We start from the raw sequence: 15,813 nt of genomic DNA on the forward strand, positions 1-15,813 counted from the left end.
TTCGACAATTTTGTTAGGATGGGGTCTGAATGCCTTCGCCCGACTGTCATCCCACCGTCATCCGGGCCGGTTCCAGCTCGCTCGGATCTTAACGAATAAGATTCTCGGAACCCTCGGGTGAAGAGAATTTGCACCTGCGACGGGGCGCCTTCAGAGAACCTCCATCGCTATTTTCGCCGCCATCTTGCCTCCCGCCAGGGTTGATCCTTCATACTCCCGCAAATGGGGCGTTGGAGATCGACCATGCGCGAACTATCGGCGGAAGCCAGGCTGCACTTCTACGCGCGCTCGCTCTCGCGTCGGACCGGGGCGAGCATGCATCACGTTGGGCTCTACAGCGCCTTCGCGGTCATCGCGGCGATCGTGTTCGGCACGCTCTCGGTGCACCCGTTCTGATCACGCCCCGCGCTTGAACGGCGCGACCTCGATCCCCGCATCCTTCAACGCCTGACGCAGCGTGCGCGCGATGTCGACCGCGCCGTGCGTGTCGCCGTGGATGCAGACCGTGTCCGTGCGCATCTTGATCACCTTGCCCGTCACCGAGACCACCGCGCCATCCTGCACCATGCGCACCACGCGATCGGCGATCGCCTTGGCGTCGTGCAGCACCGCGCCGGGCTTCTTGCGCGAGACGAGATTGCCGTCGTCCTCATAGGCGCGGTCGGCGAACACCTCGTGCACCATCGGCAGATTGGCCTCTTCGCCGGCCTTCACCAGCTTCGAATTGGCGAGCACAACGAAGATGAGATTGGGATCGACCGCCCTAATGCCGGCGGCGATCGCCTTGGCCGTCATGTCGTCCTCGCAGGCGACGTTGGAAAGCGCGCCATGCGCCTTCACATGCGTGACCTTGTGGCCGGCCGCGGTCGCGATCGCCTGCAACGCGCCGATCTGGTAGGCGACGAGGTTCTCGATCTCGGAGGCCTTCAGGCCCGCGATCGGATGGCGGCCGAAACCGTGCAGGTCGCGGTAGCCCGGATGGGCGCCGACCGAGACGCCGCGCGCCTTGGCGAGCTCGACCGTCCGGCGCATGATGTCGGGGTCGCCAGCATGGAAGCCGCAGGCGACGTTGACCGAGCTGGCGAGGTCGATCATGGCGGCGTCGTTGCCCATCTCCCACGCGCCAAAACCCTCGCCAAGGTCGCAATTGAGATCGATCGTCTTCATGGGGTGGTCTCCGCCTCTGGTCGGCTTGTGGCTTACGGCTCCGCCGTGACCTGCCAGGTCCCGGCATCCATTGCGCTCACCGCATAGCCCGCGACATTAGCATCACTGAGCGCCTCGATGTTCAGCTCGACGGTATCGGAAGAGCGGAGGCGATCGGGCAGGTTGCGGATGAGTTGCGCGAACTTGCGCGCCTCCTCCTGCGCCTCGGCCATGGTGACCTCGAGGAAGCGGAACGCGGTTCCCGCCGAGGTCTGCGCGAGGCGGCCGACATCGGCCGTGATCACGGTTGCGATCTTCGGATAGCCGCCGGACGTGCCGCGATCCATCATCAGCGCGATCGGCGAGCCGTTGCCGGGCACCTGGATGCTGCCGTTGACGGTGCCGTCGGAGACGATGTTGTGGCCATGCAGATGCTTGATCGCGGGGCCCTCGAGCCGGTAGCCCATGCGGTCGGAGGTCGCCGAGATCTTCCACTCGCTATCGAGGAACAGCGCCTTGTTGGCGTCGTCGAACTCGTCGTCCTGCGGTCCCAGCAGGACGCGGATCGGGCCTGTTGCAGGCTTCGGCAGCTCGATGCGCAGCTCGGGCGCGCCGCTTGCTGCGTCGACTGTCAATTCATCGCCGGCCTGGAGCGGGCGCGGATAGGGGCTGCCGAGGCCCGCGCGGGCGTTCACCGCAAGACTGCCGAACACCAGTTCGCCTTTGATCCCGCCTTCGATCGCCAGATAAGTGAACGCGCCGCCGCGGGCAAAGCCCAGTGTCAGCGTCTCGCCGTCCTTGAGCGTCACCGAGGTGTCCATGGCCACCGGCTTACCGGCGACGTCCGCATTGCGCGGCGCGCCTGATATAGCGACGCGCGCGGCGCCGTCTTTGGCGGTGAACGTGGCGCCGAAGGGGCCGATCTCGACCCCGGCCGCGAACGGCTCGTTGCCGACCAGCGTGTTCGCTGCCGCCAGCGACAGACGGTCCATCGCGCCGCTGACCGTCAGGCCGTAGCGCTGCGCGCCGTGGCGGCCGCCGTCCTGGACGGAGCTTGCGGGACCGATGCTGGCCATCACGAGCCGGCTCATGCGACCACCTGCTCGGCGATGATCTCGCCAGCCTCGGCGGCGCGATCCTGTTCCTCGAAAGTCTTGTGGTCGATGGCGAAAAACGTCACGCGATCACCGGGTTCGGTGAGAAAGGTCGGATTCCGGTGGAGTTGATAGGTTCTGACAGGCGTGCGGCCGAGCAGATGCCAGCCGCTCGGCGCAGCCAGGCACTGGATCCCGGCCTGGATGCCCCCGATCGAGATCGTGCCGGCGGGCGTGAACAGCCGCGGGCTCTGCCGCCGCGACATGTGCAGGGATTTGTCGAGGCCGCTGAGATACGACCAGCCCGGGGTGAAACCGATCATGGCAACGCGGTAGTCGCCGGCGACGTGACGGGCGACGATGTCGTCGGGCGTGGTGTTCAGCGCCTTGGCGACATCCTCGAGGTCGATGCCGTGTTCGCCGCCATAGGCGACGGGAATGCGCCAGCGCCGTGCCTTCGTGGCCGGCGGCAGCGGCTGGCTGGCGAGCGCGAGCAGCTTTTCGCCGAGCGCGTCGAAGCCGATCTTGCCGGGATCGTAATGCACCAGCAGCGAGCGATAGGTCGGCACGGTCTCGGTGATGCCGTCGATGGGGCTTGCTGCGAGCGCCTTGTCGAGCGCGAGCACGCGCTCGTTGGCGGCGTCGTCGATGGTACGGCTGAATTCGACCGTGACGGCGCTGTCGCCACTGGGCAGAAGGCGGGGCGGGGGAAGCGTCGCGGCCATGAGCTGTCGAAGGGCTGTCGAAATCGGGCTTCTCAGGAAATGCGGGCTCAGCCTTGAGTTCCGCATTTCCCTGCTTCGCGTAAATGCGCCCGCAAGTCCAATAAATTAATGCAAGGGGAAACGATAAAGCGTTGTTATCGCGTCGCATAACAGCCCGGCGGCCCTGCGTTCTTGCTGGCTCTTTGGCCCTTGACGCAAGGGCTGCGGCTCGCAAGATGCGCGCGTTCTTTCCCGCCCATCCGGAGCTCGTTCTCGTCCATGTCGCTGTCCCTCGAAGCCCGCAAGACCCTCGCCGGCATCACCACTGCCACCATCACCACGGTCCTGCTGAAGAAGGGCCTGCGCAACGTCTGGATGCGCGGTGCGCGTCCGCTGCGCCCGGGCCTGCCGCGCCTGGTCGGGCCCGCCTTCACGCTGCGCTTCGTGCCGGCCCGCGAGGATCTGGCGACGCCGGAATCCTGGTCGTCGCCGATCTCGACCCGCACCGCGATCGAGGCGATGCCGGACGGCTGCATTGCCGTGGTCGATGCCATGGGCATCACCGATGCCGGCATCTTCGGCGACATCCTCTGCGCCCGCATGATGAAACGCGGCGTCACTGCGCTCGTCACCGACGGCGTGGTGCGGGACGTCGAGGGCGTGCTCGGCACCAATCTTCCGGTGTGGTGCGACGGCTATGCCGCGCCGCCGTCGGTTGCGGGCCTCACCTTCGTCGGCTGGGGCGAGCCGATCGGCTGCGGCGGCGTTGCGGTGTTCCCGAACGACATCGTGGTTGCCGACCAGGACGGCTGCGTGCTGATCCCGCAGGCGATGCTCGATCACGTGCTCAATGAGGGCGTCGAGCAGGAGCGGATGGAAGCCTGGATCGTCAACGAGGTGAACAACGGCGCGGTGCTGCCGGGCCTCTATCCCATGAACGCCGAAACCAAGGCGCGCTACGCCGCCAGCAAGAAGTAACAGGAAACGAGGTATCCCATGGAAATCACCGTCGCAGGCACGCGGCCGACCCGCCGCGCGCCCAAGGAAAATTTTACGGGCACCGTGTTGCAGGACCCCGTGATCATGGCGCCGGCGCCGGCGCGGCTGAACTGCTCGCGCGTCACCTTTGAGCCGGGCGCGCGTACCAACTGGCACCACCATCCGCTTGGGCAGACGCTCTACGTGATTTCGGGCGTCGGCCGCGTCCAGACCAAGGGTGGCCCTGTCAAGGAGATCCGTCCCGGTGACACCGTCTGGATCCCGCCGGGTGAACTGCACTGGCACGGCGCCTCGCCGAACAACAGCATGTGCCACATCGCCATGCAGGAAGCGCTCGACGGTGTCTATTCGACCTGGCTGGAGCCGGTGACCGACGCGGAGTACGGCGCGGCGCTCGGCTAATCTCCCCATGCCCCGGATGCAATGCAGCGCGTAAGCGCTGCGTTGCTGATCCGGGGCCCGGAAGTTTCCGCAGAACAAGATCTCGGGTCCCGGCTCTGCGCAGCAACGCTTCGCGCTGCAGCGCGTCCGGGACACAGAACTACATCCGCTCCGCCGTCCACGTGCCCGTGCACAGGGGGCCGCGCCATGTGCCGGAGCCTGAAGTGCCGCTGAGCCGGCCGAAGCCGACGGCGCGTTTGATCCCGTTGCTCAAGGTGACGTTGATGCTGCCGGCATCGGCCACGCGGCCGGATGCTGACACCGCAGCGCTGCTCGATGCGATCTGACCGTTGTTGATGCCGATCGAGACCGTTGCGCCGTTGCCGCAGGTCTCGGTCGATGACGAGATGTGGACATTCCATGTGCCGTCGAAAGTGCTTGTCGCTGCGCTCGCCTGGGTCAGCGGGATGGCGATGGCGACAATGCTGGCGAAGAGACCTTTGCGAAATCCGTTAATGACACGCCCCGTTGGTTGACCATGGGGGGATCGTGGCATGAGCGCGGAACCCGAACCCGCGTTGTGAGGGCTGTCACGTGCGCACGGGGCTCTGTGAGGTGGCGCACCCCGCAACGAGATCGCGGACAAAAGCAAAGGGGCCCGGATCGCGGGCCCCTTGTTCAGTTCGAGCGTCGAAGCCGGACTCAGTTCACGCGCGTCCAGGTCTGGCCGCCGCAGAACATGCCGCCGAAGGCGCAGCCCTGCACGCGCAGGCGGTCGGTGCCCTTCATTGCGATCGTGGAATCGTAGGTCGAGCCGGTGTTGGGATCGAGGATGCGGCCGGACCATTTCTGATCCTTGTTCTGGTCCTTGGCGGGCTTCATGTTGATGAGGACCTGTTCGCCGTTCTGGTTCGATTTGCTGTCGACCGAATAGCCGCAGAGATTGCTGCCGCATTGCTCGATGCGGACCTTGCCTTCCTTTTCCTCGGTGAGCCAGATGCCGAGCGGTGAATTGAGATCGCGCGCGGGCGCGCCTGCGGGAGCCGGGGGAGCGACGGCGGCGGCCTGAACGGGTGCGGCAGCCGGCGCCGGAGCGGGGGCTGGACGCGGCGCCGGGGGGGCAGCAGCCACAGTCGGGGCCGGCGGCGGTGCCACGGCGGGCGCTGCCTGCTCCTCGACCGGAGCGGGCGCCGGAGGCGGTGCGGGTGGCGGCAAGACGGCCGTTTCGGCCGGCGCGTTGCTGGCGGTTGCGGACGGCGGCGGAGCGGGCGGGGGCGGAACCGGCGGCGGCGCTGCAGCGGCCGGCGCCTGTTCGGTTGCGGGCGGCGCCACGACAGGGGCGGGAGCTGGTGCCGGAGCGGCCTGCGGTTGCGGATCAACCTTGGCCTGTTGCGGCGCCTGCTGGCCCGGGCTCGTCTCGTTCTTCTTGGCTTTTTTCGCCTTGCCCTGGCCGGTGTTGTCGTAGACGCCGGGGATCTGCACCGTGCCGCGGTCCGGATCGATGCGGATGGTGCGCCCGCCATATTCGAAAGTGTACTGCGCTTGCGCAGCGGTGCTCGCCAAAAGGAATGCGGCCGTGGCCAACAGCTTCCTCATTTCCGTCTCCTGAACAGCTGGTCCCCGCACCAACGCTTACGCGCCGGTTCGATCGCAAAAAGTGATCTAGATCACTGTCACCGTATGAGTCGTGGTCCGGCGGTGCCGGGTTCAATAAGCCCGGAACCTGCCCTCAATTTGGCCGAGACTAGCGACAGGAGGACGCGGCCGGGAGCGCCGTTCCGATGGGATCGTAACGAGGCTCTAGATTCTCTAGATTCCGTCTTCCTTACGCGAACCGCTGCCCGCTACGCCCGAAAACGCTCTAGTCGAACCAGGCGGCGTAGATCTTCCTGTAGCTGCCGTCCTCCATCGAGATGTGCAGCCATTGGTCGACGAAAGCCTTCAGCGCCATGTCGCGCTGGAGCCAGTAGGCCTTCTCCGAGAAGTCGAACGGCTTTTCGGGATGCACCGCGCAGAGCACGCCGGAATGCTGCTTCTGCTGGTAGCGGGTCTCGGAAGCGTCCGTCATCATCAAATCGGCGTTGCCCTTGGCGATCTCGTCGAAGATCACGGTGTTGTCGGAGAAGACGTTGATCTCGGCATCCTTGATGTTGGCGCGCGCGAACCGCTCGTTGGTGCCGCCCGGATTGACGATGACGCGGGTGCCCTTCTTGTCGATATCGGAGATGGTCTGGTACTTGCCGACGTCGGCGCAGCGCGCGATCGGCGTCTTGCCTTCGCGCATGATCGGCATCGAGAAGAAGCCCTTCTTCTGCCGGTCGAGCGTGACCGAGACGCCGCCCATGGCGATGTCGAACTGGTCGGCCTCGAAGTCCTTCATGAGCTTCGGCCAGGCCGTCGGCACGAATTCGACCTTGACGCCGAGCGCCTTGCCGAGTGCCTCCGCCATGTCGACGTCGAAGCCGCTGAACTGCTGCGTCGCCTTGTCCAGGTAGGTGAAAGGCTTGTAGTCACCGGTCATGCCGACGCGCAAAGTGCCGCGCTTGACGATCTCGTCGAGGCGCGACGGCGCCGGCTGCTGCGCATATGCCGAAAAGTTCGCCAGCAGGACCACGGCCAAAGCCGCCACGATTCGAACGATCATCTCTTTTCCACCCATGCCCGAGCTGTCATTGTGCAGCTCTTGAAATTTGGATTTAGACCAGATGCCCGTCGCTGGCGAGGCGGAATTGAAGGGAATTTTGGGTGACGATCTCGATGTATGACGCCTCGGTCGGCGTCTTCGTGCCGTATCTACGCAACCTGTCGGCACTGCTGGACAAGGGCGTCGCCTATGCCGAAAGCCGGAAGTTCAATCCGGCCGTCCTGCTCGGCATGCGCATGGCGCCGAACATGTACGATCTGGCGCAGCAGATAGGGGAGGCGTGCCGCCATGCCACGGTCGCGCCGGCCTTGCTGGCCGACCAAGAGCCGGTGGCGCTGCCGGCGCTGGAGCACGACATCGCCGGGCTTCAGGCGCGCATTGCGACGTCAATCGAGTTCATCGAAAGCCTGTCGCGCGCCGAGATCGACAGCGCGGTGGAACGGAATGTCTTCTTCAGGCTGAAAAACGGGACCGAGCTGCCCTTCACCGGGCGGACGCTGCTGCTGACGTTCAGCGTCCCGCAATTCTTCTTTCACGTCACGACGTCCTACGACTTGCTCCGGCATGCCGGCGTCGAGCTCGTGAAGCGGGATTTTCTCGGCCCCCGCGAGCGCTAGGCTTCGCCCTTGCGCTCGTAATCGGCGAGCGAGCTGCGGCCGGCGATCTCGCTGCGCAGCTCCTCGAAGCGCCGATGTGCCTCATCCTCGTGCGCGTCGACGAAATGCACCGCGGCTTCGCTCGTCATCGGGCCGCTGACCACGGGCGCGGACTGCTCGCCGATGGTCTCGTGGACGTAGAACTGGTCGTCATCGCCGCGATGGACCGTCCATTTCAGGCGGATCGCCACCATCGGCCCCGGACCGACCTTGCTGTAGCCGTCGGCATCGGTGTGCTCCGGCACCAGGGGCTGCTCCTCGACCACGGGATGCTCGTGCTCGTCGACCACCGCATGCTCGTCGGCGACAGGATGCTCGTCGGTGATAGGATGCTCGTCGGCGACGACCTGCTCACCGGCGACCACCATTTCGGTCTCGGTCTCGCGGACGACGAGGGCGGGCTCGGGGTGCTCCAAAATGCTGGCGATGGTGGCCAGCGCATGGTCGGTCGGGTCGATCTCTGACAAGGGTCCATCCTCCAGCTCGACGCGGCCGGCAAGTCTGTCCCACTGCCGCCGCGGCCGGACTTATTACGCGGGTTTGATTAAGGCTGAGTTGGGGCTCGATCTGCACCAAAATGGGACGCATTCTGGCGTTCCAGAGGCGGGCGGATAACCGCCCGCCTGGAGGACGGCTCAGCCGAGCACGTCCTGGTTGATGATGTTCTGCCGGATGGGATCGCCGTCCAGCACACTCAGGATATTGCGAGCTGTCTGCTCGCTCATGCGGCTCACCGCCTCGACGGTGACACCGGCGACGTGCGGGGCCATGATGACGTTGGGCAGCGCGAACAGCGCGTTGCTGATCGGCGGCGGCTCCACCTCGAACACGTCGATCCCGGCACCGGCAATCCTGCCGGAGACCAGGGCGTCGTACAGCGCGGCTTCCTTCACGATGCCGCCGCGTGCGGTGTTGATGAGATAGGATTTCGGCTTCATCCGGCCGATCCGCGCCGCATCGAACAGGCCGACGGTCTCCGGCGTCTTCGGGCAGTGGATGGTGACGAAGTCGGCGTTGGGCAGCGCTGCGTCGAGATCGGCGACGGGCTCGCAGCCAGCGGCCTTGATCTCGGCGGCAGGCTTGTATGGATCGTAGACCTGCACCTTCATTTCCATCGCCAGGCAGCGCTTGGCGGTGCGTGTGCCGATGCGGCCGAAGCCGATGACGAGCACGGTCTTGCCGTAGAGATCGAACGGCAGCATGCCGAGCCGGTCGGCCCATTTGCCGTCCTTGACGCAGGCATGCATCTCCTGCGCGCGCTTGGCCAGCGTCAGCATCATGAACAGCGCCTGCTCGGCGACCGAGGGCGAGTTGGCGCTGCCCGCGACCATCAGCGGCACCTTGCGGCGGGAGAGGGCGGGGACGTCGACGGCGTCATAGCCGACGCCGATCCGCGTCACCACTTTCATGTCGCGGGACGCCTCGAGCTCGGTCTCGCCGAAGGCGGTGGCGCCGAGCGCCACGCCATGGACCGGGGCATGGCTCTTCAGCAGTGCCTCAAAATCCTTCGCCGAGATCAGGTTTGCAAATTCGACGAGCTCGATATCGTCTCGCTGGGTGAGGAGGGCGCGGGCCTCTTGCGACAAAGTTTGTGTAACGAAGATCTTCTTCTTGTTGGTCGCCATCGCTCCCTGCCTGCTCGCATTTCTTGGACCTGCGTCACAACACGACGCCGGTGTCTTCGTTTAGCAGGTGCATATTGTTGAGGTCCATCGCCAAACGCATGGGTGCCCCGTCCTTGGCGCCGGCGTTGGGATCGACGCGGCCGCAGACCGGCGTGCCGTCGAGGCCGAAATAGACCAGGGTCTCCATCCCCATCGGCTCGGTGACGTCGAGCACGGTGTCGAAAGTCTCGACGCCCGGCCCGAGATGGGCATGCGACTCGGTGAGGTGCTCGGGCCGGAGGCCGAGCAGCAGCTTGTCGGTGCGCGGCAGCGCGTTGTAGCGCGCGGCGCGGGCCGGCGGCAGCGCAAAGGCGATGCGGTCGGTCAAACGGATCTGGAGCGCGCCGCCGACATCCTCCAGCCGGCACGGGATGAAATTCATCGCGGGCGAGCCGATGAAACCGGCGACGAAGCGCGTCGCAGGCTTGTGGTAGAGCTCGTTGGGCGTGCCGATCTGCTCGATGCGGCCCTTGTTCATCACAACGACGCGGTCAGCCAGCGTCATCGCCTCGACCTGGTCGTGAGTGACGTAGACCGTGGTGGTGCGCACCTTCTGGTGCACCTTCTTGATCTCGATCCGCATCTGCACGCGCAGCTTGGCGTCGAGATTGGACAGCGGCTCGTCGAACAGGAACACTTTCGGATTGCGCACGATGGCACGGCCCATCGCGACGCGCTGGCGCTGACCGCCGGAGAGCTGCTTCGGCTTGCGGTCGATCAGGTCGGTGATGTCGAGGAGCCGGGCGGCTTCCGTCACGCGCGCCTTGATCTCGGCCTTGGGATAGTGCTTCAGGCGCAGCCCGAACGACATGTTCTCGGCGACCGTCATGTGCGGGTAGAGCGCGTAGTTCTGGAACACCATCGCGATGTCGCGGTCCTTGGGCGGCACGTCGTTGACGACGTCGCCGCCGATCATGATGTCGCCGTCGCTGATGTCCTCGAGGCCTGCAATCATGCGCAGCGTCGTCGACTTGCCGCAGCCGGAGGGGCCGACGAGTACGATGAACTCATGGTCTGCGATATCGAGATCGATGCCGCGCACGGCTTCGACATCATCGTAACGCTTGATCACCTTCCGCAACGTAACGTCAGCCATGAAACTTCAACCTCTCGATATCAACCCTTTGTCGCACCGGCGGTCAGGCCGGCGATGTAGTAGTCCATCAGGAAGGCGTAGATGACCAGCGGCGGAGCTGCGCCGAGCAGAGCGCCGGTCATGATCTGCCCCCAGTTGAAGACGTCGCCCTTGATCAGCGTGGTGGTGATGCCGACCGGCAGCACGAACTGGTCCACCGACGTCGTGAACACGAGGGGATAGAGGAACTGGGCCCAGGAGACGGTGAAGGCGAAGATGGTCGCGGCGATCAGCCCGGGCAGCGCGACGGGAATGAATATCCGCGTCAGGGTCTGGAGCCAGGAAGCACCGTCGATGATGGCGGCCTCGTCGAGCTCCTTAGGGATCGAGGCGAAGTAGCCGATCATGATCCACGTGCAGAACGGCACGGTCAGGGTCGGGTAGATGAACAGCAGTACGTACCATCGGTTGAGCAGGGGGATCCCGGTCCACTCCTGAACGGTCGCAAATACCTTGAAGAGCGGGATGAACAGTAGGCTGTCCGGGACGAGGTAGGTCAGGAAGACCCCGGTCGCCAGCGTCGCCGAGCCCCAGAACTTCATCCGCGCCAGCGCAAATGCAGCAGGGATGCTGATCACCATGGTGACGATCACCACCACGATCGACACCATCGCCGAATTCCAGAAGAAACGGAGGAACTGGTTGGATGTCAGCAACTCGACGTAGTTCGAGAGCGTTGGATGGAAAACCCACCAGGGGTTGGTGGCCGCCGAGATTTCTGCGCTCGTCTTCAGCGAAGTGATCAGCATGTAGAGCGGCGGCGTCAACGAGAAGATCGCAAACAGCACCAGGAAGAAATAGGACCAACGCAGCGCCCAGGTGCGGTCGCGGCTCATGCTGCCGTATTTGACCTTGCGCCGGGGGCCGGCCTTGTCGATTGCGACTGTGCTCATCAGGCTTCATTCCCGCGTTTGGAGACGTCGCGCAGGATGAAGATGGCCGCGACGGCGAGGATTGGGACCATGAAGAGCGAGACGCTGGCGCCGAGCGGTATGTCGCTGCTCTCGATGCCGACCCGGAACGCGTAGGTTGCAAAGATCTGGGTCTGGTCGAGCGGGCCCCCCGAGGTCAGGATGCGCACGATATCGAAGTTGGCGAAGGTGACGATCAGCGAGAACAGCGTCGTGATCGCAATGATGTTGCGCATCATCGGCAGCGTCACGTACCAGATGCGCTGCCACCAATTGGCGCCGTCGATCGCGGCCGCCTCGTAGAGCTGATCGGGCACCGATTTCAGCGCCGCCAGGTACATGATCATGAAGAACGGCGCGCCATACCAGACATTGACGAGAATGACGGAGAAGCGCGCCCAGGCGGCGTCGCCAAGCCAGGGAATGGGACCGATGCCGAAGAAGGAGAGCGTGTAGTTGAACGCGCTGTAGGAGGGGTCGAACAGCCAGAGCCAGGCCAGCGTGCTCATTGCTGGCGGAATGACCCAGGGCACCAGCAACATACCGCGCCATTTGCGCTGCCCCTTGGCGGGAATATTGTGAACGAAGTGCGCGACGATGAAGCCGATCAGCGCTTTAAAGATGACGGCCGTAATCGCGAAGATGCAGGATTGCTTCACCACCATCCAGAACGTTTCGCGCTTGAACAGGAAGGTGAAATTGCCGAAGCCGACGAACTTCTGCATCGACTTGTTCAGCGTCGACAGGTGAGCCGAGTAGAGGGCAGGATAGAGCACGAGCAACGCAATCAGCAGGATCAGCGGCAGCGTCAGGAAAAACGCCACGGTCGATTTTCGCCTCAACGCATTGTGCAGGCTCCCTCCCTTGCGTGCGCTCGTCGTGCGAGCGGCGCGAGCGTGCTGAACGACGACATCAGCCATGACCGAACCTTCCTTTCAGAATGTCTGTTCGCGAAGCCGGCCGCTCGGTCGGCTTCATCGGATCAACATCGAACGGCGGATTGTGCTGGCCGCTCACGCCGGAGGCGTGAACAGCCGTTGCACATCCCGGTTCAGGTTCGCATGAAGCCTTCGCACTCGCCCTCGGCCCAGGCGAGCGTGGTCTCCATCTTCTCTCCCTGCGCAAAGCGGAGCGCCATCTTGGTCAGGACCGCCTGTGCGTAGATCTGCTGGGCGATCTTTGGCGGTGCAGGAGAGGCCGCAATCGACAGCGTCTGATGATTGTGGGGGTTGGGATAGTGATAGAGCGTTCCTTTCGGCGGCTCTACCTCGGCCCACGTCTTCAACGTGGTCATGTTCGCATAGGCGGGCAGGTCGTAGCCGCCGCTGGCAGAGACGAACTTCTCGATCGACGACGCCTGCGACAAATGGGTGAGCAGGCTCTTGGCCGCTTCCTTGTTCTTGGAGAAGTTCCAGAGGCCCCAGTAGTACGGCAGATAGGGCGCAAAGCGGCCTTTCGGGCCGGCCGGGAAGCCGTGCGTCCAGCATTGCTCGGCGACCTGCGGTGCGTCGCGCTTGGCCACCGCCCAGGCGCTTGGCGGATTCATGATGAGGGCGCCCCGGCCAGAGATCAGCCATTTGTTGTTCGAGGCGTCATCCCAGGATGGTGCGTCCGGTGGCAGAAACGCGATCAGCTTCTTGTAATATTCGAGCGCCTGACGGACCTGATCGGTCTTTACCGTGGGCTCGCCCTTGGCGTTGACGAGTTCGGCGCCGAACGACTGGAAGATCGCACCCGCCGTGTCGACACTGTCGGTGGTTTCGCCGAGGCCGATGCCGAAGGCGAAGCCGCCCTTCTGACAAGCTTCGGCGGCCTTGAGGAATGTCTCCATGGTCCAGCTGTCCGCTTTCGGCGGTGCGCCCGCGGGGTACAATTCCTGAACATCGATACCCGCGTACTTCTTCATCAGATCAATGCGGGTGCAAGGCCCCTTGATCTGGCTCCCGGGGGTGGCGGGGACGGCAAGCCATTTGCCGGCCGCCTGTCCGAGATATTTCACGGTGCCGTTCACTTCACCGTTCTGCTTGATCGCCGGCTCCACAACGTCGTTCACGGGCTCGAGCTGTTCGGAATAGGCGTGCGGCCACCAGGTGTACATCTGAAGAATATCGTGACCGGACTTCGCCTGCGCTTCGGCTGCAACGGTCAACTCGATCTTCTTGTTGTTGCTGGTGATGTAGTCGATGGAAACCTCGACCTTCTCCTTTGCGGCCCACTCGTTGACGAGAGCCCTGGAGGAGTCGTTGGCGCCGGGCACCCAGTGGTCCCAGAGGCCGATGGAGAGTTTGCCGGCGGCGTAAGCGCCGCGGACATAGGGCGCTGTGATCAGCGCCGCGGAGGACATTGCAGTGGCAGCTACAAATTGACGTCGCGTCAGTGTCTTGCGTGACATCTCGTTTCCTCACCTGGATGTTTTATCGTTCTCGCGTTTCCTCTGGCATTCCGAGTTTTGTTTTTGATTGTTTGTTCGCGTTTCTTGGTGCTAGCGCCTCGCCGTGAAAGCGCGCGAAGCGCAGCAAATTGGTAGCGCGATCAGATCATGATTGATCGCGTCTGTCGAGGAAGCCGAACGGCTCGCCGTCTAGAACTAACGTTGCGCCCGGGAACGCGGCAACTCCGTCTCGCGACGCGCACCGGAGGTAAACCTCGGAGGCGCATTTTGCGACGCACACTTCGGGGCAAGGAGCGCGGGACATCTCGTGCGCAATTACGCCGCAGTTTCGAATAAGCCTTCATAACCGCTTCGCGCCAAACAGTTTTCGGGCGTGGACAGCAATTGGCTGCGGCTGGACCGCGAAGCGGCGAAAACGATAGAGTTGCAACCGGCGGGTGGCCCCCGCCCGGACAGGACAATCGGATCGACGATGGAGACCAGAATGATCAACCCGGCGCCGCCTGCGCGGCTTCACCTGCGGCGATGGTTCGCGCTGGGCTCCGTGCTCGCGGTGCTGCTCGGCGCCGCCGCGGTGGCGCAGGCGCAAGGCCTGGTCAAGGGCGTTCAGGATGGGGCCGCGGCCGGCAACAAGGCGGCCGGACCGGTTGGTGGCGTGCTGGGCGGTGCGATCGGCGGCGTGGTCGGTGTCTTCACCGGCGTGCTCGGCGTCGGTAACAACAACCAGCCGGCTCCGGCCGCCAAGGACGCGAGCAAGGATTCCAAGCAGCCGGGCGCCGCCAAGGACAAGGATGCCAAGAGCACCAAGGAGACCGCCAAGGCAGGCAAGGCAGCCAAGGCGAGCAAGGAAGCCAAGAACGCGCCGCAAGACAACAAGGACAACAAAGACAACAAGGACAATAAGGACGTCACCGTCCTCACCCAGCCCGGCGCGCCGCAACAGACCGCCGAGCAGATCGTCGCCAACAGCGATTCCTATATCGAGCGGATCAAGACCGAGTTGAACCTGACGCCCGATCAGGAGAAGCACTGGTTCGGCTTCTCGAGCGCCATGCACTATCTGGGGCATAATGGCGCGGAGCGGCTCAACCTGCGGATCGCCCGCGCCAAGCGGGATCCGCCTGACGACATCATCGAGCAGATGCGCAACGAGTCGCAATTCCTGATCGACCGCGCCGCCGACCAGCGCAACGTCGCCGATGCCGCCGAGCCGCTTTATTCGAGCCTCGACGACAAGCAGAAGGAGGTCTTCATCCAGGAGATGGTGCGCCTCAGCCACGAGCGCGGGCTGGATTAATCAAGTTGAATCCGATTGCGGGCGTCTGAATTAACGGCGCCCGCCACGAATTCGTGAATCCTCTCCGCATTTCGGGTATGGTTAGCTTCGTAAGCTGACTGCGGGGTTGATATGGCGGACGGACTCTCCGTTTTCCTGGTCGAAGACGAGGCGTTGATCCGGATGATGATCGCCGACATGGTGGAGGAACTCGGCCACCATGTCGTCGCGGAAGCGGACAATGTCCGCGACGCGAGCGCCTTCGCAATGACCGCGCAATACGATTTCGCCATCCTCGACATCAATCTGAAGGGCCTCTACGTCGATCCCGTCGCCGACCTGATCGAGCGCCGCGGCAAGCCGTTTCTGTTCGCCACCGGCTACGGGCCGGAGTTGCTGCCGTCCTTGCTCCGGCGGCGGCCGATCCTGCGCAAGCCGATTTCCCTCGACCAGCTCAAGGTGATGATCGATTCGCTGTTTCCGGACGCGGTCGCCAAAACTCCTCACTGAGAAGGCGCCGTACTGAGATCGCCAACGAAAATGGCCGCCCGTGAGGGGCGGCCATTTGGCGAAAGAATGTGTCGTGGTCTCAGATCAGACCGGCGCTGAGGTCGATGCCGCGCACCATCGCGCCGAACGAGGCGACCAGGCCCATGCAGCAGAACAGCAAGATGATCTTGAACGAAGAATCGGCAAAACGGGTTTCGACGGCGACCGGGATCGCGGCAAGCGAAATCATGCTCATGTTCATTCCCCCTTTGTTGACCCCTGAATTGCATCAGGTAGGGGAAGCTCCTAGAGCAAAAAGTTT

19 protein-coding genes are annotated in these 15,813 nt (G+C 64.0%); 6 read left to right on the top strand and 13 right to left on the bottom strand.

Features of this window, described 5'->3' with window-relative positions:
- Positions 1 to 243: 243 nt before the first annotated feature.
- Positions 244 to 396, top strand: coding sequence for a hypothetical protein (locus BJ6T_RS45880; protein WP_014495196.1), 153 nt, complete (start codon positions 244 to 246; stop codon positions 394 to 396).
- Here BJ6T_RS45880 and BJ6T_RS24615 read toward each other — a convergent pair whose 3' ends face one another.
- From BJ6T_RS24615 to pxpB, 3 genes are read right to left on the bottom strand one after another with little or no spacing between them, the layout of a single operon-like run.
- Positions 397 to 1,167, bottom strand: a complete 771-nt coding sequence (locus BJ6T_RS24615; RefSeq protein WP_014495197.1) for a LamB/YcsF family protein — start codon at positions 1,165 to 1,167, stop codon at positions 397 to 399.
- A gap of 32 nt (positions 1,168 to 1,199) precedes the next feature.
- Positions 1,200 to 2,237: a 5-oxoprolinase subunit C family protein gene (locus BJ6T_RS24620; RefSeq protein ID WP_014495198.1), complete on the bottom strand. Its 1,038-nt coding sequence runs from the start codon at positions 2,235 to 2,237 to the stop codon at positions 1,200 to 1,202.
- On the bottom strand, positions 2,234 to 2,965 hold the full coding sequence (pxpB, locus tag BJ6T_RS24625; protein ID WP_014495199.1) for a 5-oxoprolinase subunit PxpB: 732 nt from the start codon (positions 2,963 to 2,965) through the stop codon (positions 2,234 to 2,236). The genes BJ6T_RS24620 and pxpB overlap by 4 nt, the downstream gene beginning before the upstream one ends.
- Positions 2,966 to 3,223: 258 nt before the next feature.
- On the opposite strand from pxpB, the gene BJ6T_RS24630 reads away from it, so the two are divergent.
- Both BJ6T_RS24630 and BJ6T_RS24635 read left to right on the top strand, forming a co-directional pair.
- Positions 3,224 to 3,922 (top strand): ribonuclease activity regulator RraA, encoded by a 699-nt coding sequence (locus tag BJ6T_RS24630; RefSeq protein WP_014495200.1) that lies wholly within the window; start codon positions 3,224 to 3,226, stop codon positions 3,920 to 3,922.
- Between the two features lie 18 nt (positions 3,923 to 3,940).
- Positions 3,941 to 4,345: a (R)-mandelonitrile lyase gene (locus BJ6T_RS24635; RefSeq protein ID WP_014495201.1), complete on the top strand. Its 405-nt coding sequence runs from the start codon at positions 3,941 to 3,943 to the stop codon at positions 4,343 to 4,345.
- A 139-nt stretch (positions 4,346 to 4,484) separates the two neighbouring features.
- On the opposite strand, the gene BJ6T_RS24640 is transcribed toward BJ6T_RS24635, so the two are convergent.
- The 3 genes from BJ6T_RS24640 to BJ6T_RS24650 all read right to left on the bottom strand — a co-directional run bounded on the left by BJ6T_RS24640 (position 4,485) and on the right by BJ6T_RS24650 (position 6,968).
- Entirely contained in the window at positions 4,485 to 4,841 is a 357-nt protein-coding gene (locus BJ6T_RS24640; protein ID WP_028169502.1) for a hypothetical protein, read from the bottom strand.
- Positions 4,842 to 5,026: 185 nt separating this feature from the next.
- On the bottom strand, positions 5,027 to 5,920 hold the full coding sequence (locus tag BJ6T_RS24645; protein WP_014495203.1) for a DUF2147 domain-containing protein: 894 nt from the start codon (positions 5,918 to 5,920) through the stop codon (positions 5,027 to 5,029).
- 265 nt (positions 5,921 to 6,185) lie between these two features.
- Entirely contained in the window at positions 6,186 to 6,968 is a 783-nt protein-coding gene (locus BJ6T_RS24650) for a transporter substrate-binding domain-containing protein (protein ID WP_028169504.1), read from the bottom strand.
- A gap of 113 nt (positions 6,969 to 7,081) precedes the next feature.
- Between BJ6T_RS24650 and BJ6T_RS24655 the strand changes: the two genes are divergently transcribed.
- Positions 7,082 to 7,585 (top strand): DUF1993 domain-containing protein, encoded by a 504-nt coding sequence (locus BJ6T_RS24655; RefSeq protein ID WP_028169505.1) that lies wholly within the window; start codon positions 7,082 to 7,084, stop codon positions 7,583 to 7,585.
- Here BJ6T_RS24655 and BJ6T_RS47400 read toward each other — a convergent pair.
- The 6 genes from BJ6T_RS47400 to BJ6T_RS24685 all read right to left on the bottom strand — a co-directional run bounded on the left by BJ6T_RS47400 (position 7,582) and on the right by BJ6T_RS24685 (position 13,726).
- Positions 7,582 to 8,091, bottom strand: a complete 510-nt coding sequence (locus tag BJ6T_RS47400) for a hypothetical protein (protein WP_014495206.1) — start codon at positions 8,089 to 8,091, stop codon at positions 7,582 to 7,584. The genes BJ6T_RS24655 and BJ6T_RS47400 overlap by 4 nt on opposite strands.
- 168 nt (positions 8,092 to 8,259) lie before the next feature.
- Positions 8,260 to 9,249, bottom strand: a complete 990-nt coding sequence (locus BJ6T_RS24665; RefSeq protein ID WP_014495207.1) for a hydroxyacid dehydrogenase — start codon at positions 9,247 to 9,249, stop codon at positions 8,260 to 8,262.
- Positions 9,250 to 9,283: 34 nt separating this feature from the next.
- On the bottom strand, positions 9,284 to 10,384 hold the full coding sequence (locus BJ6T_RS24670) for an ABC transporter ATP-binding protein (protein ID WP_014495208.1): 1,101 nt from the start codon (positions 10,382 to 10,384) through the stop codon (positions 9,284 to 9,286).
- 20 nt (positions 10,385 to 10,404) lie between these two features.
- Complete coding sequence (locus BJ6T_RS24675; RefSeq protein WP_014495209.1) at positions 10,405 to 11,316, bottom strand: carbohydrate ABC transporter permease; 912 nt, start codon at positions 11,314 to 11,316, stop codon at positions 10,405 to 10,407.
- Positions 11,316 to 12,254 (bottom strand): carbohydrate ABC transporter permease, encoded by a 939-nt coding sequence (locus BJ6T_RS24680; protein WP_014495210.1) that lies wholly within the window; start codon positions 12,252 to 12,254, stop codon positions 11,316 to 11,318. The genes BJ6T_RS24675 and BJ6T_RS24680 overlap by 1 nt, the downstream gene beginning before the upstream one ends.
- Before the next feature lie 131 nt (positions 12,255 to 12,385).
- Positions 12,386 to 13,726, bottom strand: a complete 1,341-nt coding sequence (locus BJ6T_RS24685; RefSeq protein WP_014495211.1) for an ABC transporter substrate-binding protein — start codon at positions 13,724 to 13,726, stop codon at positions 12,386 to 12,388.
- A gap of 484 nt (positions 13,727 to 14,210) precedes the next feature.
- On the opposite strand from BJ6T_RS24685, the gene BJ6T_RS24690 reads away from it, so the two are divergent.
- On the top strand, positions 14,211 to 15,023 hold the full coding sequence (locus tag BJ6T_RS24690) for a Spy/CpxP family protein refolding chaperone (RefSeq protein WP_014495212.1): 813 nt from the start codon (positions 14,211 to 14,213) through the stop codon (positions 15,021 to 15,023).
- 111 nt (positions 15,024 to 15,134) lie between these two features.
- Positions 15,135 to 15,512, top strand: coding sequence for a response regulator (locus tag BJ6T_RS24695; RefSeq protein ID WP_014495213.1), 378 nt, complete (start codon positions 15,135 to 15,137; stop codon positions 15,510 to 15,512).
- Between the two features lie 79 nt (positions 15,513 to 15,591).
- Here BJ6T_RS24695 and BJ6T_RS47405 read toward each other — a convergent pair whose 3' ends face one another.
- Positions 15,592 to 15,747: a hypothetical protein gene (locus tag BJ6T_RS47405; protein WP_167541703.1), complete on the bottom strand. Its 156-nt coding sequence runs from the start codon at positions 15,745 to 15,747 to the stop codon at positions 15,592 to 15,594.
- Between the last annotated feature and the right edge of the window lie 66 nt (positions 15,748 to 15,813).

This window comes from Bradyrhizobium japonicum USDA 6, assembly GCF_000284375.1.
GTDB lineage: Bacteria > Pseudomonadota > Alphaproteobacteria > Rhizobiales > Xanthobacteraceae > Bradyrhizobium > Bradyrhizobium japonicum.